Origin of the sequence: Rhizobium sp. K102, assembly GCF_022385315.1 — a bacterium.
Classification (GTDB): Bacteria; Pseudomonadota; Alphaproteobacteria; order Rhizobiales; family Rhizobiaceae; genus Rhizobium; species Rhizobium croatiense.
Genome location: NZ_CP092433.1, coordinates 151,096 through 173,229, shown reverse-complemented (window position 1 = coordinate 173,229; position 22,134 = coordinate 151,096). Strand labels below are relative to the sequence as shown.

General features: G+C 62.7%; 19 protein-coding genes, 3 pseudogenes and 1 riboswitch. Of the genes and pseudogenes, 13 read left to right on the top strand and 9 right to left on the bottom strand.

Annotated features, from left to right (window positions below):
• Window positions 1-75: 75 nt before the first annotated feature.
• Window positions 76-208, bottom strand: a riboswitch (TPP riboswitch).
• Window positions 209-499: 291 nt separating this feature from the next.
• Both MHI61_RS02795 and MHI61_RS02790 read left to right on the top strand, forming a co-directional pair.
• Window positions 500-1,769, top strand: a pseudogene (locus MHI61_RS02795) (DNA repair exonuclease).
• Window positions 1,769-5,242: an AAA family ATPase gene (locus MHI61_RS02790; RefSeq protein WP_239789310.1), complete on the top strand. Its 3,474-nt coding sequence runs from the start codon at window positions 1,769-1,771 to the stop codon at window positions 5,240-5,242. Before MHI61_RS02795 ends, MHI61_RS02790 begins: the two are co-directional and overlap by 1 nt.
• A 15-nt stretch (window positions 5,243-5,257) precedes the next feature.
• On the opposite strand, the gene MHI61_RS02785 is transcribed toward MHI61_RS02790, so the two are convergent.
• Together MHI61_RS02785 and MHI61_RS02780 are read right to left on the bottom strand one after the other, a co-directional pair.
• Window positions 5,258-5,680 carry a type II toxin-antitoxin system VapC family toxin gene (locus tag MHI61_RS02785; RefSeq protein ID WP_239789309.1) on the bottom strand — a complete coding sequence of 141 codons (423 nt, stop codon included), beginning with the start codon at window positions 5,678-5,680 and terminating at the stop codon, window positions 5,258-5,260.
• Window positions 5,677-5,931, bottom strand: a complete 255-nt coding sequence (locus MHI61_RS02780; RefSeq protein ID WP_004677292.1) for a type II toxin-antitoxin system Phd/YefM family antitoxin — start codon at window positions 5,929-5,931, stop codon at window positions 5,677-5,679. Before MHI61_RS02780 ends, MHI61_RS02785 begins: the two co-directional genes overlap by 4 nt.
• 175 nt (window positions 5,932-6,106) lie before the next feature.
• Here MHI61_RS02780 and MHI61_RS02775 point away from each other — a divergent pair, with 175 nt between their 5' ends.
• Window positions 6,107-7,021, top strand: coding sequence for an acetamidase/formamidase family protein (locus MHI61_RS02775; RefSeq protein WP_097607622.1), 915 nt, complete (start codon window positions 6,107-6,109; stop codon window positions 7,019-7,021).
• A 16-nt stretch (window positions 7,022-7,037) separates the two neighbouring features.
• On the opposite strand, the gene MHI61_RS02770 is transcribed toward MHI61_RS02775, so the two are convergent.
• Together MHI61_RS02770 and MHI61_RS02765 are read right to left on the bottom strand one after the other, a co-directional pair.
• Window positions 7,038-7,940, bottom strand: coding sequence for a proline iminopeptidase-family hydrolase (locus MHI61_RS02770; RefSeq protein ID WP_239789308.1), 903 nt, complete (start codon window positions 7,938-7,940; stop codon window positions 7,038-7,040).
• A 92-nt stretch (window positions 7,941-8,032) separates the two neighbouring features.
• A complete protein-coding gene (locus tag MHI61_RS02765) occupies window positions 8,033-8,809 on the bottom strand; it encodes a LuxR family transcriptional regulator (protein ID WP_239789307.1) in 777 nt (258 codons plus the stop codon).
• Between the two features lie 127 nt (window positions 8,810-8,936).
• Between MHI61_RS02765 and MHI61_RS02760 the strand changes: the two genes are divergently transcribed.
• From MHI61_RS02760 to MHI61_RS02740, 5 genes are read left to right on the top strand one after another with little or no spacing between them, the layout of a single operon-like run.
• Complete coding sequence (locus tag MHI61_RS02760; RefSeq protein WP_239789306.1) at window positions 8,937-9,827, top strand: proline iminopeptidase-family hydrolase; 891 nt, start codon at window positions 8,937-8,939, stop codon at window positions 9,825-9,827.
• 51 nt (window positions 9,828-9,878) lie between these two features.
• Window positions 9,879-10,817: an ABC transporter permease gene (locus tag MHI61_RS02755; protein WP_239789305.1), complete on the top strand. Its 939-nt coding sequence runs from the start codon at window positions 9,879-9,881 to the stop codon at window positions 10,815-10,817.
• Window positions 10,814-11,665 (top strand): ABC transporter permease, encoded by an 852-nt coding sequence (locus MHI61_RS02750; protein ID WP_239789304.1) that lies wholly within the window; start codon window positions 10,814-10,816, stop codon window positions 11,663-11,665. Before MHI61_RS02755 ends, MHI61_RS02750 begins: the two co-directional genes overlap by 4 nt.
• The gene (locus tag MHI61_RS02745; RefSeq protein ID WP_239789303.1) at window positions 11,662-13,359 is read left to right on the top strand and encodes an ABC transporter ATP-binding protein; all 1,698 of its coding nucleotides are present in this window, start codon (window positions 11,662-11,664) and stop codon (window positions 13,357-13,359) included. Before MHI61_RS02750 ends, MHI61_RS02745 begins: the two co-directional genes overlap by 4 nt.
• A gap of 19 nt (window positions 13,360-13,378) precedes the next feature.
• Window positions 13,379-14,893 carry an ABC transporter substrate-binding protein gene (locus MHI61_RS02740; RefSeq protein WP_239789302.1) on the top strand — a complete coding sequence of 505 codons (1,515 nt, stop codon included), beginning with the start codon at window positions 13,379-13,381 and terminating at the stop codon, window positions 14,891-14,893.
• Window positions 14,894-14,980: 87 nt separating this feature from the next.
• Here the strand turns inward: MHI61_RS02740 and yghU are convergent.
• Window positions 14,981-15,857 (bottom strand): annotated as a pseudogene (yghU, locus tag MHI61_RS02735) (glutathione-dependent disulfide-bond oxidoreductase).
• Between the two features lie 187 nt (window positions 15,858-16,044).
• Entirely contained in the window at window positions 16,045-16,911 is an 867-nt protein-coding gene (locus tag MHI61_RS02730) for an NAD(P)-dependent oxidoreductase (protein WP_239789301.1), read from the bottom strand.
• Window positions 16,912-16,994: 83 nt separating this feature from the next.
• On the opposite strand from MHI61_RS02730, the gene MHI61_RS32575 reads away from it, so the two are divergent.
• The 4 genes from MHI61_RS32575 (at window position 16,995) to MHI61_RS02715 (ending at window position 18,975) form a co-directional block, all read left to right on the top strand.
• A complete protein-coding gene (locus MHI61_RS32575; RefSeq protein WP_275593064.1) occupies window positions 16,995-17,126 on the top strand; it encodes a hypothetical protein in 132 nt (43 codons plus the stop codon).
• A gap of 4 nt (window positions 17,127-17,130) precedes the next feature.
• Window positions 17,131-17,598 (top strand): universal stress protein, encoded by a 468-nt coding sequence (locus tag MHI61_RS02725; protein WP_239789300.1) that lies wholly within the window; start codon window positions 17,131-17,133, stop codon window positions 17,596-17,598.
• Window positions 17,599-17,734: 136 nt separating this feature from the next.
• Window positions 17,735-18,649, top strand: a complete 915-nt coding sequence (locus tag MHI61_RS02720; RefSeq protein WP_239789299.1) for a J domain-containing protein — start codon at window positions 17,735-17,737, stop codon at window positions 18,647-18,649.
• A gap of 2 nt (window positions 18,650-18,651) precedes the next feature.
• A complete protein-coding gene (locus MHI61_RS02715) occupies window positions 18,652-18,975 on the top strand; it encodes a chaperone modulator CbpM (RefSeq protein WP_239789298.1) in 324 nt (107 codons plus the stop codon).
• 27 nt (window positions 18,976-19,002) lie between these two features.
• Here MHI61_RS02715 and MHI61_RS02710 read toward each other — a convergent pair whose 3' ends face one another.
• The 3 genes and pseudogenes from MHI61_RS02710 to MHI61_RS02700 form a co-directional block, all read right to left on the bottom strand.
• Window positions 19,003-19,932 (bottom strand): phosphatidate cytidylyltransferase, encoded by a 930-nt coding sequence (locus MHI61_RS02710; RefSeq protein WP_239789297.1) that lies wholly within the window; start codon window positions 19,930-19,932, stop codon window positions 19,003-19,005.
• Entirely contained in the window at window positions 19,929-20,549 is a 621-nt protein-coding gene (locus tag MHI61_RS02705; RefSeq protein ID WP_222141043.1) for a lysophospholipid acyltransferase family protein, read from the bottom strand. Before MHI61_RS02705 ends, MHI61_RS02710 begins: the two co-directional genes overlap by 4 nt.
• A gap of 50 nt (window positions 20,550-20,599) precedes the next feature.
• Window positions 20,600-20,809, bottom strand: a pseudogene (locus MHI61_RS02700) (hypothetical protein); the annotation flags it as partial.
• 337 nt (window positions 20,810-21,146) lie between these two features.
• Here MHI61_RS02700 and MHI61_RS02695 point away from each other — a divergent pair.
• Window positions 21,147-22,133: a BMP family protein gene (locus MHI61_RS02695; RefSeq protein WP_239789296.1), complete on the top strand. Its 987-nt coding sequence runs from the start codon at window positions 21,147-21,149 to the stop codon at window positions 22,131-22,133.
• Window position 22,134 lies beyond the last annotated feature (1 nt).

The following is a 22,134-nucleotide window of genomic DNA, read 5'->3' as shown; positions in this document are numbered from 1 at the left end:
ACGTTTGGAGACCCAGTTCCAGTGTTGGAATGATGGAAAGACGCCTTGCGCGACAAAGCGAAAATCCGCCCAACAGCCGCAGCGTCCGCACCGTCCCTACGCCAGTATGAACTGGATCAGGTTCAACGGGTCACTGCGCCACAATCGGCAAGGCCGAATCGTCTCAGCAGAATCTCAGCCCCTTGCCGGGACACCCCTGGTGAATGTTCGCCATCAAAGACTGCAGCGGCCTTTGTGTCAAGAAGCCCTTTTGCGTTCCAAGGCAGTGGCTGTCGATGCTGGTCGCCGATCGGCTGGGATCGTAGAGTGTGCCGGCGGCCGTAGCGCGCCGGTCGAGCAACATTGATTGTGGATGGGCCGGCTTTACCGGCCCATTTCGCTCGCGCCCCTTGGACGCGTGCTCCATATTCTCTCGCTCACGGCCAGGTGACAGCGACCGCGCGTTCATCGGTCCGATGGCACCGGCTCATCATCCAATCGCAACGCGATTTCTGCATTCATGGCTTATCGTTTCGTCCACACTGCCGATCTCCATCTCGACTCTCCGCTTCGATCGCTGGCGCTTCGCAACGCCGAGTTGGCCGATCTCGTGAGTGACGCCAGCCGGCAGGCGCTGATCGTGATCGTCGACCTTTGCCTCGAGGAGCAGGTCGATGCACTCGTTATAGCCGGCGATCTCTATGACGGCGAGCAGACGTCGATGAAGACGGCGCGCTTCCTGGCAAGCCAGCTGGAACGGCTGCACCGGGCGGGGATCTGCGTCTTCAAGATTCGCGGCAATCACGACGCGATGTCGAAGATCGCCAGGGAGCTGGTGATGCCCGATACGGTGAAGATCTTCGGCGGCCACGCCGAGACCGTGGAGGCGACGAGAGGCAGCCTGTCGATCGCGATCCACGGTTTGAGCTTTGCCAAGCCGCAAGCGCCGGACTCGCTTCTGCCGAAGTACAAGCCGCCGGTGGCGGGAGCGGTCAATATCGGCATCATGCATACGAGCCTTGCCGGATCCGCCGGCCACGACGTCTATGCGCCCTGCAACGTGCTCGACCTTCACGCCTCGGGATTCGACTACTGGGCGCTCGGGCATCTTCATCAGCGCAGCCAGTATCCCGGCACGGCGACGGTCATCATGCCCGGCATACCGCAAGGCCGCGACATCAACGAGTTCGGGCGTCAAGACCGTGTCGCTGGTGACGGTGGCGGATGACCGAACGGTGACAGTCGAGGAGCGGCGCACCAGCATCGCGCAGTTCGAGCGCGTCGATGTCGATCTTACGGGTGTCGATGATTGGCGTGATGCGGCCATGGCGATCGAAGCGGCACTGACGGCGCAGCGCGAGCATACGGCCTCGCCGCATCTCGTCGCGCGCCTCAGGCTTTCCGGTCGCACGCCGCTCTCCTGGCAGCTTCGCCGCGATATCGACCTGATGCAGACGGAAGCCGAGCAGCGCGGTGACCGGGTCGGCCGGACCTGGATCGAGAAGCTGGAACTCGCCGTCGAAGCGCCGGTGCCCCTCGCCGACGAAGCCATTGCCGATCCCGTCATCGAGCTCGGCGCGCTGATGCGGGACGAGGTCATCGCCCGCAGCGGGTTTCGCGACGACGTCAGGGAGATGGTTCGGGACCTGCTCGCCGACCTGCCGCCCGAGAGCCGGGCATTTGCCGGGCATGACGAGACTGGTTTCGAACGCTTTATCGACAGCCTTCTCGCTGACGGCGCCGAGGACATCGCCGCCCGGATGAAAGCCGCGGAGCGGGGAGACAGCTGATGCGCCTGCGTCGTCTCGACCTCATCCGTTATGGCAAGTTCACCGACCACTCGATCGATTTCGGCGCGGCCCGACCGGGTTCGCCGGATCTGCACATCGTCTATGGCCTCAACGAAGCGGGCAAGTCGACCACCTTCGCCGCCTATCTCGACCTGCTCTATGGTATAGGCGAGCGCAGCACCTACAATTTCCTGCATCCGTACAACACGATGAAGGTTGGTGCGCGGCTGGAATTCGGTGGCGCGGACCACGAATTGGCCCAACTCGAATTGCGGACCGGCAGCCTCGTCGATGATCGGGGACAGGCTGTGAACGAGGCGCTTTTGGCCGGCGCGCTCGGCGGCGTCGGCCGCGACGCCTATCGCACCATGTTCTCGCTCGACGACCAGTCGCTCAAGGAAGGCGGCAACGCCATCATACAAAGCAAGGGCGAGCTCGGCGAGCTGCTGTTCTCGGCAAGCTCGGGCCTCGCCGGCCTCAGCCGTTCGCTGGTAACGGCAGCCGACGAAGCCAATGGGATCTACAAGAAGCGGTCGTCGAGCACGAAGCTTGCGGAACTCAAACGCGCGCTCGAAGCGCTGAAGGCCGAGCGCAATGCCATCGACACGCTTGCCTCCACCTATTCGGGCCTGAAATCGACCCACGAGCAGGCCGACGCCGCCTATGCCGCGACGACGCGGGAACTGGCCGAGGCCAAGGCCCGGCACCAGGAGCTGACGCGTCTTCTTAGTGCCCTGCCGGCGGCGCTGGAACTTCGGCGGCTGGACGCCGATGCAGCCGGCATGGGCGATCTGCCGCGGCCGCCGGCCGAATGGTTCACACTGCTGCCGCAGCTTTTCCGCGATGAGACGCGGCTGCAGGCGCTTGTCGAAACCGCCGACCGCACGCTGCGCCAGCTTGCCGACGAGATCGAGGCGATCACGATCGACGACAAGGCGCTGGCGGTCGCCGCGCATATGGACATGCTGGATCAGGGGCGGGCGCGCTATCTATCGGCTGAGAGCGACCTGCCGAAGCGCCGGCTGGCGCTGGCCGAACAGGAAGGCGAGCTGGTGCGGCTGCTGGCCGATCTCGAGCAGCCGGGCCATGCGACGCCCGAGGCGCTGCTGCTGCCCGCCTCGCTGATCGGCATCGTCCGCGATCTCATCGAGCGACGTTCCGGCGTCGAGGCCAACCTGGCTGCCGCGGGCCGCGAACTGGTGCGGGCGCGCGAGAATCTCGAAAGGCTGAACAAGGAAGGCGGCTCGCAAAATGGAGCCACGATCCTCGATCCCGCGCGTCTCAGCCGGATCGAGGCCGCTCTTGGCCGGCTGACGGGGTCTGACCTTGCGGTGCGGCTCACCATGGAAGAACGTACACTCGCCCAGGCGAAGCGAATACAGGAGAAGCAGTTCGCACAGCTTGCGCCCTGGAAAGGTGATGCCGTCGCTCTGCAGCGGACGAGCGCGGAGGAGCCTCGGCAGACCGAGGCCTGGCGTGGCCAGGCGATCTCCATCGACAAGCGGATTGCGGATCACGAGGCACGGCTGCGCGATCTCGGCACCGAACAGGCGCTGACCAAAGCCCGGATCGCGGCTTTCGTCGCCGGCGGTTCGATCGACGATGCCGAGGCCGCGAGGCTGCGCTATGAACGCGATGCCGCATGGCAGGCGCATCTCGCCAGCTTGAATGCCGCGACCGCCCGGACATTCGAGGAGCGAATGCGCCAGGACGATGTGGTGTCCGCCGGCCGGCTGTCGCGCGCGCAGGAACTGGCCGAGCTGCGCCAGCTCCGCCAGACCGAAGCGGCAACGGCGGCAGCGATCGAACGGCAAAGGGAATTGCTTGCCGAGGCGCGCGCCGAACATGATGGGCTTGCCGAACGCATCGGTGGTCTGCTGCCCGAGGCAATCGAATATGACGCCGAAGCTGCGGCGCGCATTGCAGCACTCGAGGCATGGAGCAGCAAGCGAGCCGCGGCGCTGGCCGCGTGGGACGAACTGCAGCGGGCCGAAGAGGCGGTAGACGCGCTTCGCGGCGAACTGGACAGCCATGCCGCGACGCTTGCGGCGAGCCTTGCGGATGCCGGCCGTGGTGGCGCCGACGATCTGCCGGTCGCCGCGCTAATGCAGGCGGCAAACGATTTGCTTGCCACCGGCAAAGCCGAACAGGCGGCGCGGCAGGCGCACGAGAGGGCAATCGACGATCTCGACCGCGATGTCAGGGAACGTGAGCGCGACCAGCAGGAGGCGGAAGCCGCGGTCGCGGCCTGGGACCGGGAATGGTCGGAGGCGCTGTCGCGAACCTGGTTTGCCGACAAGGCCGGCTCGTTGGCCGCCGTCCGCGCCGAGCTGGATGCGCTCGGCACACTGCCCGCCATCCTGAAGGAACGGGATGACCTCGCAAGCCGCGTTGCCGCGATGGAGCGCGACCAGGAGCAATTCCGCGGGGATATTGCCGGGCTTCTCGCAGAGTGCGGCCTCAGCCGGTTGGCATCCGATACGCTCGCCTCCGCCAATGCGCTGGTGGAACGCCACGAGGCAGCTCGGCATGCGGCTCAGCTTCGGGCAGACCGACAGACTGATCTCGACAAACATTTGGAGAAACGACGGGCGCTGCAGGAAGAACTGGCCGTTCACAATGCCCGCAAGAATGAACTGACCGGCTATTTCGGCACGGACTCGCTTGCCTCAGTCGAAGCATTCCTGAACCAGGCGCGGGAGCGGGACCGGCTGGAGGCACGCGCCGCTACCTTGCGCGGCCAGATCACCGAGGCATTGCGTGCGGCAAGTTTTTCCGAAGCCGAACGCCGCCTTGCCGATATCGATGCCGATGCCGTCGAACGCGACGCGATGGAGCTCGGCGCCCGGATCGAGGATCTCACCGAGCGGGCGAAGCTTCTCTATTCCGACGTGTCGCTGGCGCGGCAGAAGCTCGAAGCCGTCGGCGGAGACGACGCGGTGGCGCGGATCGAGGCCAAGCGCCGAACCATCTTCCTCGAGATCGAGGAACTGGCCGTGCGGCATCTGACGCTGCGCGCCGGCACGCTGGCGGCCGAACAGGCGCTGCGCATGTATCGCGAAAAACACCGCAGCTCGATGATGAACCGCGCATCGGAAGCCTTTCATCTGATCACCGGCGGCAACTATTCCGGCCTCACGACCCAGCCCGACCGGGACAAGGAAATACTGATCGGCGTGTCACGCGACGGTGGCTCGAAGCTTGCGGACGCGATGTCGACCGGCACGCAGTTCCAGCTCTATCTCGCGCTTCGGCTGGCGGGTTACGAGGAATTCGCAGCGCTTCGCCCGCCCGTGCCCTTCATCGCCGACGACATTATGGAGAGCTTCGACAATCCCCGCTCCGAAGAGGTTTTCCGCCTGCTCGGCGCAATGGCAAAGGTCGGGCAGGTCATCTACCTCACCCATCACTGGCATCTCTGCGAGATCGCGCGGCATGTTGTTCCTGATGTGACCATACACCAGCTGCCATGACCGGAAGCAAAGACATCAACCCTGCCACGGATCCAATACGACAACGCCCGCGCCTTCGAAATCCCGGACATTGCGCGTAACCACGGTGAGGCCGAGAACCAGGGCGGTTGCGGCAATCAGAGCATCGGCTTCATTGCGCCGATCCGGAATATGTAGATGCGCGCAGCGTGTGGCGATCGCGTCATCGATCGACAGGATACGGCCGGCGAATGCCGGCCGCACCTGATTTTCCAGCCACGTACGCAGACGAGCCCCCTGCGCCGCATCGCGGCGCTGTACGCCGAGTATTCCACGCTCCAGCTCCAGGATCGTGATGGCGGAGATACATAAGCTCGCGGTATCTTGCGCCCCGGCCCATGCGACCACATTGGCATCTGCCTTGCCGTCTCCGACCTTGCGCAATTCGGAAACAACGTTGGTATCCAGCAAATATTTCAAGACAGATCGACCCCGCGCGGTGCGATCTCAACACGAGGCGGGTCGAAGTCAATATCTGACAAACCCGGCATGAAGAGAGCATCGACCAGGCTGCGGCGCTTGCCGGTGAGACGCTCGAATTCGTCATAGGTCATCAACACGTGGGATGGTTTGCCGCGATCCGTAATGATGACAGGACCATTTTGCGCCGCCTTCTTTGCCCTGCTCACGTCGTGATTGAGTTCGCGGCTGGAAAGACTTGTCACGTTCATTACTCTTCTCCATGTAGGTACATACCTACATATAGTATCCAGGGGATGCAAGGCAAGATCAGATCGCATGCCTCGGGCGTGTTGGCTTCCCAGGTAATCTCTGCTCTAGTCTGGACTCCGCCGGGCAGACCAGCCGCGGCCCCTGGCATTCGAAACGAGCGAGAGCTGTATTCCCATGACCACTCACCGCTTCATTCCGACGCTTTTTCACAATGTTCTCGGTTCACTTGCGCCGGCGCTGCATATCGCCGACGGCGATACAGTCGTCACTGAGACGCTCGACGCCATCGGCTATGACAAGGACGGCATCCGGCGGACATCTGGTCCGAACCCGATGAACGGCCCGATCTTCGTGGATGGCGCCGAACCCGGAGATGCGCTGAAGGTCGAAATCATCAGCATGGTTCCGACCAGGGGCACCGGCTTTACCCGGAGCATCGTCGCGGCCAATGTCATCGATCCCGAAACGGTTCGCAACCTGCCGTCGCGCAACATGGCGATCTGGGCCATCGATCGCGAAGCGCTGACCGTCCGGCTGTCCGAGCCGGTCGCCGGCCTCGAAAATCTCGTTCTGCCGCTCGCCCCGATGATCGGCTGTTTCGGGGTGGCGCCCAGCCTCGGCCAGGCGATCTCGACGGCGACTAGCGGCGAATATGGCGGCAACATGGATTATCGCCTGTTCGGCCCCGGCACGACCGTTCGTTTTCCGGTATCGGCTCCCGGCGCGCTGTTCTTTCTCGGCGATTGCCATGCCGTGCAGGGCGATGGTGAGATCGTTGGCACCGGCGTCGAAACCACTTTCGAAGTGACAGTTCGGCTGACGGTGGAAAAGAAGGCCGGACTGGTCTGGCCACGCGGAGAAACCGCCGAAGACATCTTCACCATCGGCAATGCCAGGCCCCTCGATCAGGCGCTTCAGCATGCCACCAGCGAAATGCTGAATTGGCTAGCCTCGGATTACGGCCTCGACAGAACGGCAGCAAGCCATCTCTTGGGACAGGTGGTGCGTTATGATGTCGGCAATGTCTTCAATCCGGCCTATACGATGGCCTGCCGTGTCGCGAAGAAATGGCTGGTCCGCCGATCGTGACGAGCCGGCATCTGCTTCAGTCGTAGCGCGACAGAAAGCCGGAAACGGTCGCCAGGCAAAGCTGCTTTTCCTCGACATGCGGCATGTGGCTGGAATTTTCGAAGAGCACCCATTCGCAGCCGGGAACGCGTTCGAGATAGGGCCTCACTACCAGGGGCGTGGCCTCGTCATATTTCCCCGAGATCAGCAGCGTCGGCGCCTCGATGCGGTCGAGCCGGTCTTCGATCGTCCAGTCCTTCATCGTCCCGATGACGTGAAACTCGGTCGGGCCGTTCATGTTGCGGTAGACGGTGTTGTCCTCGTCCATGATGGCAAAGGTCCGCGCCACTTCCGGCGGCCACGGCACCACGCGGCAGACATGGCGATCATAGAAGACGCGGGAGGCGGAGATATAGTCCGGATCGGTGAGGCTTCCCGCCTGCTCATGTTTCAGCAGCGTGTCCTGTACCTCTTTCGGCAGTTCCTGCCTCAGCCGGTTCGCTTCCGAAACCCAGGTGTGCATATTGGCGGGCGAGTTGGCGATGACAAGCGCCTTCAGGCCTGGTGGCCGACGGACCGCATGTTCGGCGCCGAGCATGCCGCCCCAGGACTGGCCGAGAAGGGCATAACGATCCTGTATGCCGAGATGGGCAAGCAGCGCATCCAGCTCTTCAAGGAAGAGGCCGACCGTCCAGAAATCCGCGCCTTTCTCGGGTAGACGGGTGGAATTGCCGTTGCCGAGCTGGTCGTAATGAATGACAGGGCGGCCGTCGAGCTCGGTAATGTCCTTGAAGGAATCGACGTAATCATGTGTGCAGCCGGGCCCTCCATGGGCGACGACGAGCGGCAGTTTGCCGCTTTCCACCGAACCGGTCACGCGATACCAGGTGCGATAGTCGCGAAAGGGCAGATAGGCTTCACTCGTTGCGATTTCGGCCACCGGCGTCTCCATCTCTTGGGCGTTTGGAGACCATAAAGCGGCGGCAGCGTCGAAGGCAGCTATCACAACTTATAGGGGGGCCAGGAACCGCTTTAGTTTCGGTCGCGCTCTTCGAGCAGGCGGTAGTGGGTGGCGCGCACGACGGCCTGGGTGCGGTTGCGGGCGCAGAGTTTCTTGGCCGCGGCATTGAGATGCATCACCACGGTGGGCACGGAGCGGCCGATGATGCGCGAGATTTCCTTGGCAGAATAGCCCTCCGCCGAATGGCGCAGGCATTCGCGTTCCCGCTCGGTCAGATGGACGGTACCGACGCTGCGCGCCTTCCTGTCGAAAAGCGAATAGGCCGTCTCGTGGAAGACATGGGCGAGCAGGTTGAAGTCGGCGATATAACGCAGCGCATGCCGTTCGAAGTCGCTGTCTTCGCCGAAGCGGATGCCGGTGACGGTCGCATAGTCGCCGCCCGGCATATGGACCGGCACGGTGACGCCGGTCGACATGTCGCGTTCGCGGAGATAGCGCGTCACGGGCGCGGTGTCGTCGCTCATGAAGCGGTTGATCAGCGTGTCGGCATTCGTATCGTAGTTCCAGAAGAAGGGCGCGCTGCTGCGCAGCGCCACCTGCTGGACCGGGTCGATGCGGAAATAACCGCGGCCGAACCAATAATCGTGCATGTCGTCGGCGATGTTCCGGAGTTTCAGCAGCGAGGGTATCATGATCGCGCCGTCGAGATCGTAGGGCACCGGCGTATAGTCATAGATCAGGGCCTCGAAGCCCAACCGCTTCATCGCCTCGAAGGCCTGGTCGATCCGGCCGTCCAGCGTTTCATGCGCTGTAAACTGCCGTCTGATCGTTCCGATATCATCAAGCATGGGCAGTTCCCTGGTTCGCATGCGCCCTACCCTATCACTTCTTATAGCTGGCACGGGACGCGATTTCCGGTAAAAATTTAACCATGCCCAAATATTGAGCAAGCGAAATCTTCTGCCGGAGCAATCAATGTGGCGTGAAATACAGTCGGACGCCCGTTTCGAAATCGATGTCGATGGCTACCGCGTCGTCGCCTATAGCTTCGGGACCGGCGACGAGACGGTTTTCTGCTTGAATGGCGGTCCCGGGCTGCCCTGCGATTACCTGCGCGAGGCGCATTCCTGCCTGATCGACAAGGGCTACCGTGTGGTCGCCTTCGACCAGCTCGGCACGGGCGCCTCCGATCGGCCGGACGATCTCTCGCTCTGGACGATCGGCCGTTATGTCGAGGAGACCGAGACGGTGCGCAAGGCACTTGGGCTCGGCGAGGTTCACCTGCTCGGCCATTCCTGGGGCGGGTGGCTGGCGATCGATTATGCGCTGACCTACCCCGAGAACCTCAAGACACTGATCCTCGAAGATACCGTCGCCGACATGCCGCATCTGATCTCGGAACTGGAACGGCTGCGGGCGGCACTCGGTCCCGAGACGGTGTCGATGATGCAGAAGCATGAGGCTGAGGGCACCTACGATCATCCGGAATATCTCGCCGCCGTCACCATCCTCAACTACCGCCACGTCTGCCGCCTGGCCGAATGGCCGGCGCCGGTTCGCCGCTCGCTCGACGACTGGAACATGGCGCCCTACGCGACCATGCAGGGCCCGAACGAGTTTCTCTACATCGGCAACCTCAAGGACTGGAATCGCATCCCGGATCTGCCGAGGCTGACGCTGCCGGTGCTGATCACCACGGGCGAGCATGACGAGCTGACGCCGGCCTGCGCGCTGAGGATGAAGCTTGAATTGCCGAATGCCGAACTCAAGGTATTTGCGAATGCCAGCCACATGCCGTTTTATGAAAGCCCGCAGGACTATTATCCGGTGCTTCTCGATTTTCTAGCCCGGCACAAGGCAGCCTGATGCGAATGAAAGCGGCTCCAACCGGACGAAGACAGAGGGGCGATCGCCGCCATGCATCGCTATAAATTCGTCCTGACGCGACCGCTGCAGTTCCTGCCCGTCATTTTCGGCATCAGCGTCATCACCTTCACACTGGTCCGGTTGATTCCCGGCGATCCCGCGCGCAACATCCTTGGCACGCGCGCCACCCCGGCAGCGCTCGCCAGCATCCGCGCCCAATACGGGCTCGACCAGCCGATGTGGCTGCAATATGTCTATTTCCTCAAGAACCTGGCCAATGGCGAGATGGGTAAGTCGATCCTCTACAAGATCGACGTGCTGAAGCTGATCGCGACCCGCATCGAGCCAACGCTCGCGCTTGTCATTTCCAGCGTCATATTGTCGGTGCTGATTGCCGTGCCGATGGCGGCGATCGCCGCGCGCAATGCCGGCCGGGCGCCCGATCATGCGGTGCGCATGGTCTCGACCTTCGGCATCGGCTTCCCGCCCTTCTGGCTGGCGCTGATGCTGATCATCCTCTTCAGCGTCGAACTCGGCATGCTGCCGGTTTCCGGTTACGGCGCGACGATCGGCGACAAGCTTTCGCATCTGGTGCTGCCGAGCCTGACGGTGGCGCTGTCGCTCTCGACTGTGCTGACGCGCAGCCTGCGCGCGGCGATGATCGAGGCGCTGAAATCGGATATCGCGACGGCGGCGCGCGCCCGCGGCATGCCCGAAGGCATCGTTTTTTGGCGCCACGTGCTGCCGAATTCGCTGGTGCCGACGATCAACCTGCTTGCCGTCAACATAGGCTGGCTGATCGGCGGCACGGTGGTGGTCGAGAGCGTCTTTGCACTGCCCGGCATGGGGCAGCTGCTCGTCAGGGCGATCTTTTCGCGCGATTACATGGTCGTGCAGGGCGTCGCCATGGTCTTTGCCTGCGCCACCGTGCTCATCAACTTCATCGCCGACATTGTCACGGTCGCCGTCGATCCGAGGGTGAAGTTATGAGCATCGAGGCGACCGCCCCCGCATCCCACGGCTGGCGCCGGTTCTTCGGCCGGCGGCTAATGTTTGCCGTCGGCGCCGGCATGCTGCTGTTTTTCCTCCTGCTGGCGATCGGCGCGCCCATCATCGCGCCCTACGATCCGATCACTCAGAATGCCGAGGTGCGCCTGCAGGCGCCGTCGCTGCTGCACCCCTTCGGCACCGACAATTTCGGCCGTGATATCCTTTCCCGCGTCATCTGGGGCGCGCGCCTCGACCTGCAGATGGCTCTCATCGGCGTCGCCTTCCCCTTCCTGATCGGTACGACTGTGGGTACGATCGCCGGCTTTTACGGCGGCATCGTCGATGCGCTATTCATGCGCCTCGTCGATATCATCCTCGCCTTCCCCTTCCTGGTGCTGATGCTGTCGATCATCGCGATCCTCGGTCCCGGCCTCGGCAGCTTCTATATCGCCATGGCGCTGGTCGGCTGGGTCTCCTATGCGCGGCTGATCCGGTCGCAGATGCTGGTGCTGAAAAGCAGCGATTACGCGGTCGCCGCCGTCAGCCTCGGCTTCAGCCGTCCGCGCATCATGTTCCGGCACCTGCTGCCGAACGCGATCGCCGGCTCGATCGTCTTTTCGATGTCGGATGCGACGCTGGTGGTGCTGAGCGGCGCCGCCGTCAGCTATCTCGGTCTCGGCGTCCAGCCGCCGATCGCCGAATGGGGCGTCATGGTCGCGGAGGGGCAGAGCTTCATCACCACGGCATGGTGGATCACGCTGTTCCCCGGCCTTTCCATCGTCTGCCTCGCCTTCGGCTTCAGCATGCTGGGCGACGCTCTCGGCGAATTGCTGGGGGTGCATGAATGAGCGGCTCCGTGCTCTCCGTCCGCGATCTGACCGTGAGGGCGCATCTCGATTCCGGCACGCGCACGCTGCTCGACGCGGTCTCCCTCGATCTCGGCAGGGGAGAAATTCTCGGTCTCGTCGGTGAGAGCGGTTCGGGAAAGAGCCTGTTCTGCCGCTCGCTGGTGCGGCTGCTGCCCTCCTCCCTGCTGAAGATCGAGAGCGGTTCCGTGCTGCTCGAAGGGAGCGACCTGACGCGGATCGACGATAGGGAGATGCTGCAAGTGCGCGGCGGCGAGATCGGCATGATCTTCCAGAACCCGACGAGCCACCTCGATCCGGTCATGCGGATCGGCGACCAGGTCGCCGAGGGCATTCGCTACCACCAGGGCCTCGGCGCCCGCGAGGCCCGCGCCGCGGCGGTGGAAATTCTGTCGCAGGTCGGTTTTCCCGATCCCGCCCGCCAGTACGACAGCTACCCGCATGAATTTTCCGGCGGCATGCGCCAGCGGGCGATGATCGGCGTTGCGCTGTCCTGCAATCCGAAGATCCTGATCGCCGACGAGCCGACGACGGCGCTCGACGTGACCATCCAGGCGCAGATCCTTCGGCTGTTGATCGATATTCGCGACCGGCGCGGCCTGTCGATCATTCTCATTACCCATGACCTCGGCATCGTCGCCCAGACCTGCGACCGCATTGCCGTGATGCGCGGAGGCAAGCTTATTGAAGTGGGGCCGAAGCGTGCGATCCTGGCGCGGCCGCAGCATCCCTATACGGTCAGCCTGATCGACAGCCACCCTTCCATATCAGGCGAGCAGCCCGCGCCGCCGTCCGTTCATGGGGATACAGGCGGATCGGCCAGGCCGTTGCTGGAGGTCGACGATCTGCATGTGCGCTTCAGGGGCGGCGGCCTGTTCAAGGGCGGCGCCAAGACGATCAGTGCCGTCTCCGGCGTCAGCCTGAGGATCATGCCGGGCGAAACCATCGGCATCGTCGGCGAATCTGGCAGCGGCAAGAGTACGCTTGCCCGCGCCGTGCTCGGGCTGACGCCGCTTTCCGCCGGCCACGTTACCTTCGACGGCGTCGACCTGGCGCAGCAGAGGAAAGCGGGCTTGGCAAAGCTCAGGCGCGAAACGGCGATGGTGTTCCAGGATCCCTACAATGCGCTCAACCCGCGGCTGACGATCGGGCAGATGCTGGCCGAGGTATTGAAGGTCCAGGGCAAGGTCGCCAGGGCTGAGATCCCGGCGCGCATCGGCGAACTGCTCGATCTCGTCGGCCTCGAGCGCGAATTCGCCGACCGCAAGCCGCGCAGCATGAGCGGCGGCCAGTGCCAGCGTGCGGGCATTGCTCGCGCGCTCGCCGTCGATCCGAAGTTGATCATCGCCGACGAATGCGTGGCGGCACTCGACGTCACCATCCAGGCGCAGATCATCGAGCTTTTCCGGCAGCTCACCGCGAAGATGAACCTGACGCTGATGTTCATCGCCCATGATCTCGCCATCGTGCGCAATCTCTGCGAACGCGTGGTCGTCATGTATCGCGGCGAGATCGTAGAGGAAGGCGGCTCGGAAGAGGTCTTCGCCCGGCCGAAGCACGCCTATACCGCGGCGCTGATCGCAGCGATCCCCGATATCGATCCCGACAAGCCGCTGCTGCAGGGCGCCGGCCGCAGCCACGATCCACAAACCAAATCAAGCAAGCGCATGCCATAACAACGAAGGGAACGAACTCATGACGAATTACTGGAAATCGATCGGGCTTGCCGCCCTGCTCGCCGGACTGACGCTCGGCGCAAGTTATGCCGAGGCGGCCGGCGTGCTCACCATCGGCCGCCGCGAGGATTCGACGACATTCGATCCGATCAAGACCGCACAGAACATCGACAACTGGGTGTTTTCCAACGTCTACGACGTGCTGATCCGCGTCGACAAGACGGGCACCAAGCTGGAACCGGGGCTTGCCGAAAGCTGGACGATCTCGGATGACGGACTGACCTACACCCTCAAGATCCGTGAAGCGAAATTCTCCGACGGTTCGCCGCTGACGGCGGAGGATGCGGCCTTCAGTCTGTTGCGCATCCGCGACGATGCCGCCTCCCTCTGGAGCGATTCCTATAAGGTGATCGACACGGCAGTGGCGACCGATCCGCACACGCTGACGATCAGGCTCAAGAACCCGTCCGCGCCATTCCTGTCGACGCTGGCGCTGCCGAACGCGTCGGTCATCTCGAAGAAAGGCATGGAATCTCTGGGCGCAGATGCCTATGCGGAAAAGCCGATCGCATCCGGTGCCTTCGTGATCGACGAATGGCGGCGCGGTGACCGCGTCATCCTCAAAAAGAACCCGAATTTCTGGGAAGCCGACCGCGTCAAACTCGACGGCGTCGAATGGATCTCGGTGCCCGACGACAACACGCGAATGCTGAACGTTCAGGCCGGCGAACTGGATGCGGCGATTTTCGTTCCCTTCTCCCGCGTCGAGGAACTGAAGAAGGATCCAAATCTCAATGTGGGCATCGACGCTTCGACCCGCGAGGACCATCTGCTGATCAATCACGCGCATGGCGCGCTCGGCAAGAAGGAAGTCCGCCAGGCGCTGGATCTTGCCATCGACAAGAAGGCGATCGTCGATACCGTCACCTTCGGCCAGGGCACTGTGGCCAATTCCTACATTCCAAAGGGCGCGCTCTATTATTACGCCGACAATCTGCAGCGGCCCTATGATCCCGCGAAGGCCAAGGAAATGCTGGCGGCTGCCGGCGCATCCGACCTGACGCTGAATTACGTGGTTCGCGCCGGCGACGAGGTGGACGAGCAGACGGCCGTCTTGGTCCAGCAGCAGCTGCAGAAGGCCGGCATCACCGCCAATCTGCAGAAGGTCGATCCGAGCCAGGAATGGGATATGCTGGTTGCCGGCGACTATGACATCTCGGTCAACTACTGGACGAACGACATCCTCGATCCGGACCAGAAGACCACCTTCGTGCTCGGCCACGATTCCAACAACAACTATTTGACCAACTACAAGAACGAGGCGGTGAAGGAGTTGGTCGCGAAAGCCCGTCTCGAGCTCGACCCCAAGAAGCGTGAAGCCATGTATGTCGATCTGCAGAAGATGGCCAAGGACGACGTCAACTGGATCGACCTTTACTACAGCCCCTATATCAACGTCTCGCGCAAGAATATCGAGAACTTCTACCAGAACCCGCTCGGCCGCTTCTTCCTGGAGGATACGGTCAAGAACTGAGTTCGGGCAGCTCGCAAATGCTCCTTCGCCGTAAAGGCGGCGGAGCATCATTTATTGCTGCGACACACGGCTGGGGCCGCCGCTTGCTTACTCGGCGGCCGCGAGCTTGTCCTGCGTTCTGGTGTCGAAGTCGCTGGCGTCGTGGCGCTCGTGCAACTGGCTCGAGGGCTCGCCGGAGAGGCGGTTGACCATCCGGCCGCGCTGTACGGCCGGCCGGCTGTGGATGGTATCGGCCCAGCGCTGGACGTTCTTATAGTCCTCGACCTGCAGGAATTCGGCCGCGCCGTAGGTCCAGCCCTTTACCAGCCCGCCATACCACGGCCAGACGGCAATATCGGCGATCGTATATTCGCTGCCGGCCAGATACTCGCTTTCGGCAAGGCGACGATCGAGCACGTCGAGCTGACGCTTCACCTCCATGGCGAAGCGGTCGATCGCATATTCGATCTTCGTCGGCGCATAGGCGTAGAAATGGCCGAAGCCGCCGCCGAGGTAGGGTGCGCTGCCCATCTGCCAGAACAGCCATGACAGGCATTCGGCGCGTTCGCCCGGTTCGGTCGGCAGGAAGGCGCCGAACTTTTCGGCGAGATCAGGTGAGGATGGCCCCGGACTCGAAGACGCGGATCGGCTTTTCGCCGCTGCGGTCCATCAGCGCCGGGATCTTCGAGTTGGGGTTGATCTTGACGAAATCGCTGCCGAACTGGTCGCCATCGCCGATCCGGATCAGCCAGGCGTCATATTCGGCACCGCTATGGCCGAGGGCCAGCAGTTCCTCGAGCATGATGGTGACCTTCTGGCCGTTCGGCGTGCCGAGCGAGTAGAGCTGCAGCGGATGACGGCCGATCGGAAGCTCCTTCTCATGCGTCGGCCCAGCGATCGGGCGATTGATGTTGGCAAACTGGCCGCCATTCGCCTTGTTCCAGGTCCAGACCTTCGGGGGTACGTAATCGGAAGAACCGCTCATCTTTCAAACTCCTGGCATTGGTCGGATAGAGCACGCCGCCCGGGTGGGCCGCCCGCATTTTTCCTGACATAGCAGAGGCGATGAGGGTTTGTCACAGGTGTCGGGGCGCCTTCACACAATCGTCAGAATATTAGCAAATCCGAACGAATAGCCGTCTCGGACGTCCGCTGGTCGCCTCGACACGAAGCTATGGCATGACCATCGCACCGGTGGTTTCCGGGGAACCCAGGATCTCGTCCAACTGTCTGACCAGCGCGCGGCTGCCCTTCACGTCGTCGGCCAGCCTGGAGAAAACATCAGCCATTCCGCGAAAAATCTCCGCCGCCGGATCGTCCTTTCCGAGGAAATCGGCGATCTCCTGCATTTCGGCGACCCAGCGATACGCTTTCGGATACATGTCGGGAATGGATTTCGACAGTTTGCGGTCGAGGTCGGGAAGGCTTTCGGAGAGTTCGGCCTTCAGGCTTTCGGCAGCGCCAGAGCGGGATGCGGCCAGCAGCATTGCGGCGCCGAGGCCGATAAAGCCCTTGTTGATGCCGGCATAACACATCTTCAGCGCCGAAGCCGCGCCGAGCGGGCCGTCGAGCCTGCGGATATTCAAGCCGTAATTCTCAAGCGGCCTGCTTCGCTCCGCGCTATCGCCGCTGATATAGATGGCCGGTCCCGATTTGCCGGGAACCGGCGGCCCGCCGATGATGGCGCCGTCGAGAACCTCAACCCGGCTGCCATCGAATCGCGCCGCCAGGGCCTGCATGGTTTTCGGCGCGGTCGCATTGAGGTCGATAAAGGGCGGCGCCGCCGGCATCCCCGACGATATCTCCGCGACCAATTCGGCGACACCGATCGCTTCGGCCGGCGGAACGATCGACAGGATCAGCTCGGCCTGCGCCAGCGCCCGGTGTTCGACCGGCACCATGCCGGCTGACGTGGCGCGCGCAATCGTCTGATCGCTTCTACCGTCGAGATGGGTCAGCACCGTGGCGCCATGATCGATCAGCCGTCTGGCGATAGCACTTCCCATTGCGCCCGCTCCGATGATTGCGAAATTCGGCATGTGAAACCTCTATGGTGTGACGACGACATCGCATCAGAGCTATCGCCGATCGGACCGCCGTCAACTGCGACAAGGCGGCAGGGATGCTCGTATCGAAAGCGGGCGACGGTTTTCCCTTGCACGCCGCCGCTTCACTGACGGACTTGATTTTGCTCAAAGCAGACGTCGTCGATCAAGGTAAGATCACGGCAATGGCTGGCATTCGAGGATATTGATTCAATGTATCGCACGATCATCTGCAGCATCGGCATGGGTTCGAGGCGGACGGCAAACCGTCTGCTGCGCCGGGCTGCGGCGCTTGTGGACGAAGGCGGAACCATCCTCGTCATGCATGTCATCGAGAATGTCCCGCAGCGTCGTCTGACCGGCATTCCCGAGGAAACTGAAACGGCCGCCATCGTCGATGCCGAAAGGAAGCTTGTGTCGTTCTGCAAGGAGTTGGGAATCCCTGTGATGATCGAGGTTCGCATCGGCGTTGCCGCCTCCCTGCTGGTGTCGGCCGCAAGGGAGAGAGCGGCCGATCTCATTCTGCTGTCATCCCACGTGCCGGATATCACCGACTACGTCTTCTCCTCGATCGTCGAGAAGGTCGTGCGTCATGCGGGATGCTCGGTTCTGGTCGATCGGCGTTTTGACGACGCGCATGAGGGCTCCGCACCCCAAACCGAAGACGCCGCTTCGCTCTGACCTCTGGCAAGTTCCCGGCGATCACAGGACCACCCCCTTGAAGTGCCCCGTGGGTTGCCCCTCCCCGGCCGCGGCCCGGCAACCTATATCAGTGCCAAGCCAACCAGCAGCATGGACTGCCCGACCGGAGATATGCATGAGCCAGGATCCCTATGAGCTTCTGGGCGTCAAGCGGGATGCGACGCAGAAGGATATTCAGAGTGCGTTCCGCAAGCTCGCCAAGAAACTTCACCCCGACCTTAACCCCGGCGACAAAAAGGCGGAGGACCGTTTCAAAGATATTTCGACCGCTTACGAGATTTTGAGCGACGAACAGAAGCGGCGACGTTTCGACCGCGGCGAGATCGATATGACGGGCGCCGAGCGGGCGCAGCGCAGCTATTACCGCGACTATGCCTCGGCGAGCGGTGCCAGTGATCCCTACCGCAACAATTCCGGCTTTGCCGATTTCGCCGACATCGACAATAGCTTTGCCAATTTCTTTTCGCGTCGCGCAGGCGGCGGCAGGACGCGCAGCCAAGGCCAGGATCGGCGTTTCTCTATGGAGGTCGATTTTCTCGAGGCCGTCAACGGCACCAGGACCGAGATCAAGCTGCCGGATGGGCCGCAGCTCGATGTTCAGATCCCGCCCGGAACCCGCGACGGCCAGACCTTGCGGCTGCGTGGCAAGGGTGAGCCGGGCCTTGGAGGCGGGCCGCCGGGCGATGCCCTGATCGAAATCCGTGTGGCCCCCCACCGCTTTTTCACGCGCGACGGCGACGACATCCGCCTGGACCTGCCGATCTCGCTTGGCGAGGCGGTGCTCGGCGGCAAGGTCCGCGTGCCGACACCTTCAGGACCTGTCAATGTGACGCTGCCTGCGCACTCGAATACGGGCAAGGTCCTGCGGCTCAGGGGCAAGGGCGTTCCAAAACGCGGCGGCGGACACGGCGACGTCTATGTCGCCTTGAAGATCGTGCTGCCCGATAATTCAGACGAACGGCTGACCTCCCTGGTGAAGGAATGGGCGGCGGCAAATCCATACGATCCGAGGAAGAATATGGAGGCCTGATCATGGATGATCATGAGTTCCGTCTTTGCCTGAAAATCGATGTCGTCCAGCTCGACTTCTGGGTCGAACGGGGCTGGCTGATCCCGGAGATGTCAGGCGAAGGGCGGCAGTTTCGCGAGGCCGATGTCGCCCGCGGCCGGCTCATCCTCGATCTCATGGGCAATATGGGCGTCAACGAAGCCGGCGTCGATGTCGTCATGAATCTGGTCGACCAGCTTCACGGAATCAGGGGAACGATGGGCAAGCTGGTGACGGCCATCGGCCGGCAGGACCGGCAGGTTCAGCAGCGGCTCATCGAGAGCCTCGAGGATATCGACCGCTTTTGAGGAACCGGCCGCATGCGGCGGATATCCTTACATGGTGAACCAGTAGCGGACGATGTGGAAGAACAGCGGTGCGGCAAAGGTGATGGAATCCAGCCGGTCGAGCACGCCGCCATGGCCTTCGATCACATAGCCCCAGTCCTTGGCGTTGAGATCGCGCTTGATCGCCGAGAGCACGAAGCCGCCGAAGAAGCCGGCAACGACGATGACCGTGCTGACGGCTGCCGCCTGCAAGGGTGAGAACGGCGTCAGCCGATAGAGCAGCGTTCCCACCAGGATCGCCGAGGCGCCGCCGCCGATCAGGCCTTCGAGCGTCTTCGACGGGCTGATGTTCGGGGAGAAACGATGTTTTCCCAGAAGCTTGCCCCAGACATACTGGAAGACGTCGCTGAGCTGCACGACGATGACGAGATAGACGAGAAGAAGCGCCGGCGGCGTGCCGGTCTCAAGCATCAGGAGCGCCGGCGCATGGCTGATCGAATAGACCGTCAGCATCAAGCCCCATTGCACCCTGGCGGTTCGCGCCAGGAATTCCTTGACGTCGCCCGTGAGCGTCGCCACCGCCGGCAGGATCAGGAAGGCATAGACCGGAATGAAGATCGCAAAGAGGCCGTACCATAACGTTCCGAGCAGCACATAGTGCAGCGGCAGGACGACGAAGAAGGATAGGAACAGCGCCAGGTGATCGCCGCGCCGTGACGGCGTCAGCGTCCAGAATTCGCGCAGCGCCATGAAGGACAGGAACGCGAACAGGATGACCACCGCCGTATCGCCGAGCAGGATCGCGCCGCCGAACACCGCGACCATGATCCACCAGGAACGGATGCGGGCATTGAGGTTCTGGACGGTGGCGACGGAGCCGGGCTCGGTCGTGCGCCGCTGCAGGATGAAGCCGATGGCGGAGGCGACGGCGAGCAGGCCAAGGATCGCGGCGAGGACGATGGAGAAGAAGCTGGTCATGCGGTGCGCCCTCCATCTGCCAGCTCGATGACCGCAGCGCGGGCCCGCGCCAGGAATGCGTCCTTGCCTTCGCCGGGTTCGACTCGCAGCGGCTTGCCGAAGCGCGCCGTGCAGGTGATCGGCACGATCAGTATGCTTCCCTTCGGCAGGATGCGCTGCAGATTGTCGAGATGGATCGGTATGAGATCGACATCGGGGAAGCGGCAGGCAAGGCGATAGATGCCGCTGCGGAACGGAGCGATCTCCTCGGTGGCGCTTCTCGTCCCCTCGGGAAAAATCAGGATCGAACGCCCTTCCTCGAGCAGGCGCTCGAGCGGCTCCAGCGGGTTGCTGTCCGGCAGAGGCTTGCGGTCGATCAGAACGGCGCGCAGGCCCTTCTCCGCAATGAAACGGCGAAGGGCGCTGGTTCCCCAATAGTCGCGCGCCGCCACCGGATGGGTCAGCCGCCGCACCTGATACGGCAGGGCGGCCATGACGGCGACCGTGTCGACATGACTGTTGTGATTGGCGAAATAGATGCGGCGGCGCGTGTCGGGCTTGCAGCCCCGCCACTCGCTTCGGGCGCCGACCATGATACGGACGAACAACACGAGGAGGCGACGGACGAGCGCGGTCATAGGCTCTCCAGCGAATGGGAAACCGTTGTCGTACGGGTGATGCAGGTGACGAGGCTGCCGGCCGCGATGATGATGGAGGCGGCGATCGGATGTGAGGTGAACAGGATGAGCGCCCCGCCGATGCCGGCAAACAGGATCGAGAGAAGCGAAATGCTGTTCAGCGTGACGCCGGTGCGCGCCAGCCACGCACTCAGGTCGATCGCCCAGGACGACGACCGGCTCGCGATCGGCCGCCGCGAGACGTCCTGTTCTTCACCCATTTTCTTGTTCCCCAACCCGACAGTTCTCTGCATATCCTGCAAATATCGTCGCGCCAAGCCCTGCAGGTCCGGTCCGAGCTCTCCTCGCGTGGAAGCGATTGAGGCGCGCGTTGGAAGAGAAATTCTCAACCGGGAAGCGCGACGGCATCGGGGTGCAGCCTGCCACGCCGCGGTCTTTCCCCCAAGTCGCGACGCCATGTGGGCACGCATAAATTCGGCGGCGGAAGAAAGAGCCTAAAGGGGCGATCAGCCTGATTTTTAAGCCTGTTCTCTCCTTGACACGTTTTTAGGCGCTACTATGATTTTTGAACCAGATGGTAAAAAAGGGGAGCAATCGATGACCAAAGACATGCTGATTTCGCGCCGGGCAGTGATCGCATCGGGCATTGCGCTCGGAGTGAGCAGCTTCGCCCCGCTCGCAAGGGCTGCCGCCCCGCTGAAAGTTGCCGGCATTCATGCGTCGCCGGTTGAAAATGCTTGGAATTCCTGTCTTCACAAGGCCCTCCAGGACGCCGCCAAGGAAGGCGTCATCGAATATGTCTTTTCCGAAGGTGTCTCCGGCACCGATTATCCGCGCGCCATGCGCGAATATGCCGAACAGGGCAACAAGCTGATCATCGGCGAGGCCTATGCGGTGGAGAAGGAAGCCCGGCAGGTCGCGGCCGACTATCCGGAGACCGCTTTCGTGCTGGGTTCGAGCGGCGAGCAGGCCGGCGACAATTTCGGTGTCTTCGGCACGTGGAATCATGACGGCGCCTATCTGGCCGGCATGCTTGCGGGCAAGATGACCAAGTCGAACGTCGTCGGTTCGGTCGGCGCCATTCCGATCCCCGAGGTCAACATGCTGATCAACGCCTTTGCCGCGGGCGTCAAGGCTGTCAATCCCAACGCCAAGCACCTGGTGTCGTTCATCGGCACCTTCTTCGATCCGCCGAAGGCCCGCGAGGCCGGCCTCGCCCAGATCGACGCCGGCGCCGATATCCTGTTCGGCGAGCGCATCGGCACGGCCGATGCCGCCAAGGAACGCGGCATCAAGTCGGTCGGCTCGCTGGTCGATTACACGCCGCGTTATCCGGACACGGTGTTTGCCAACGCCATGTGGTATTTCCGCCCGATCCTCAATGCCGCGATCGCCGATGTCGCTGCCGGCAAACCAGTCGGGAGGAACTACACGTCCTACGGCCTGATGAAGGAAGGCGGCAGCGATATCGTCTTCGTCAAGGGTGTTGCGCCTGCCGAGGCGGAGGCTGCTATGGAAGCCAAGCGAGCCGAGATCAAAGCTGGCACCTTCGAAGTTCCAAAAATGATGGAAGAGCCGAAGTAGT

What these genes read in the sequence shown, in the direction of transcription:
- MHI61_RS02790 (WP_239789310.1), top strand. Translation starts at nt 1,769, where the DNA reads ATGCGCCTGCGTCGTCTCGACCTCATCCGTTATGGCAAGTTCACCGAC.
- MHI61_RS02780 (WP_004677292.1), bottom strand. Translation starts at nt 5,931, where the DNA reads ATGAACGTGACAAGTCTTTCCAGCCGCGAACTCAATCACGACGTGAGC.
- MHI61_RS02775 (WP_097607622.1), top strand. Translation starts at nt 6,107, where the DNA reads ATGACCACTCACCGCTTCATTCCGACGCTTTTTCACAATGTTCTCGGT.
- MHI61_RS02765 (WP_239789307.1), bottom strand. Translation starts at nt 8,809, where the DNA reads ATGCTTGATGATATCGGAACGATCAGACGGCAGTTTACAGCGCATGAA.
- MHI61_RS02760 (WP_239789306.1), top strand. Translation starts at nt 8,937, where the DNA reads ATGTGGCGTGAAATACAGTCGGACGCCCGTTTCGAAATCGATGTCGAT.
- MHI61_RS02755 (WP_239789305.1), top strand. Translation starts at nt 9,879, where the DNA reads ATGCATCGCTATAAATTCGTCCTGACGCGACCGCTGCAGTTCCTGCCC.
- MHI61_RS02750 (WP_239789304.1), top strand. Translation starts at nt 10,814, where the DNA reads ATGAGCATCGAGGCGACCGCCCCCGCATCCCACGGCTGGCGCCGGTTC.
- MHI61_RS02745 (WP_239789303.1), top strand. Translation starts at nt 11,662, where the DNA reads ATGAGCGGCTCCGTGCTCTCCGTCCGCGATCTGACCGTGAGGGCGCAT.
- MHI61_RS02740 (WP_239789302.1), top strand. Translation starts at nt 13,379, where the DNA reads ATGACGAATTACTGGAAATCGATCGGGCTTGCCGCCCTGCTCGCCGGA.
- MHI61_RS02730 (WP_239789301.1), bottom strand. Translation starts at nt 16,911, where the DNA reads ATGCCGAATTTCGCAATCATCGGAGCGGGCGCAATGGGAAGTGCTATC.
- MHI61_RS32575 (WP_275593064.1), top strand. Translation starts at nt 16,995, where the DNA reads ATGCTCGTATCGAAAGCGGGCGACGGTTTTCCCTTGCACGCCGCCGCT.
- MHI61_RS02725 (WP_239789300.1), top strand. Translation starts at nt 17,131, where the DNA reads ATGTATCGCACGATCATCTGCAGCATCGGCATGGGTTCGAGGCGGACG.
- MHI61_RS02720 (WP_239789299.1), top strand. Translation starts at nt 17,735, where the DNA reads ATGAGCCAGGATCCCTATGAGCTTCTGGGCGTCAAGCGGGATGCGACG.
- MHI61_RS02715 (WP_239789298.1), top strand. Translation starts at nt 18,652, where the DNA reads ATGGATGATCATGAGTTCCGTCTTTGCCTGAAAATCGATGTCGTCCAG.
- MHI61_RS02710 (WP_239789297.1), bottom strand. Translation starts at nt 19,932, where the DNA reads ATGACCAGCTTCTTCTCCATCGTCCTCGCCGCGATCCTTGGCCTGCTC.
- MHI61_RS02705 (WP_222141043.1), bottom strand. Translation starts at nt 20,549, where the DNA reads ATGACCGCGCTCGTCCGTCGCCTCCTCGTGTTGTTCGTCCGTATCATG.
- MHI61_RS02695 (WP_239789296.1), top strand. Translation starts at nt 21,147, where the DNA reads ATGACCAAAGACATGCTGATTTCGCGCCGGGCAGTGATCGCATCGGGC.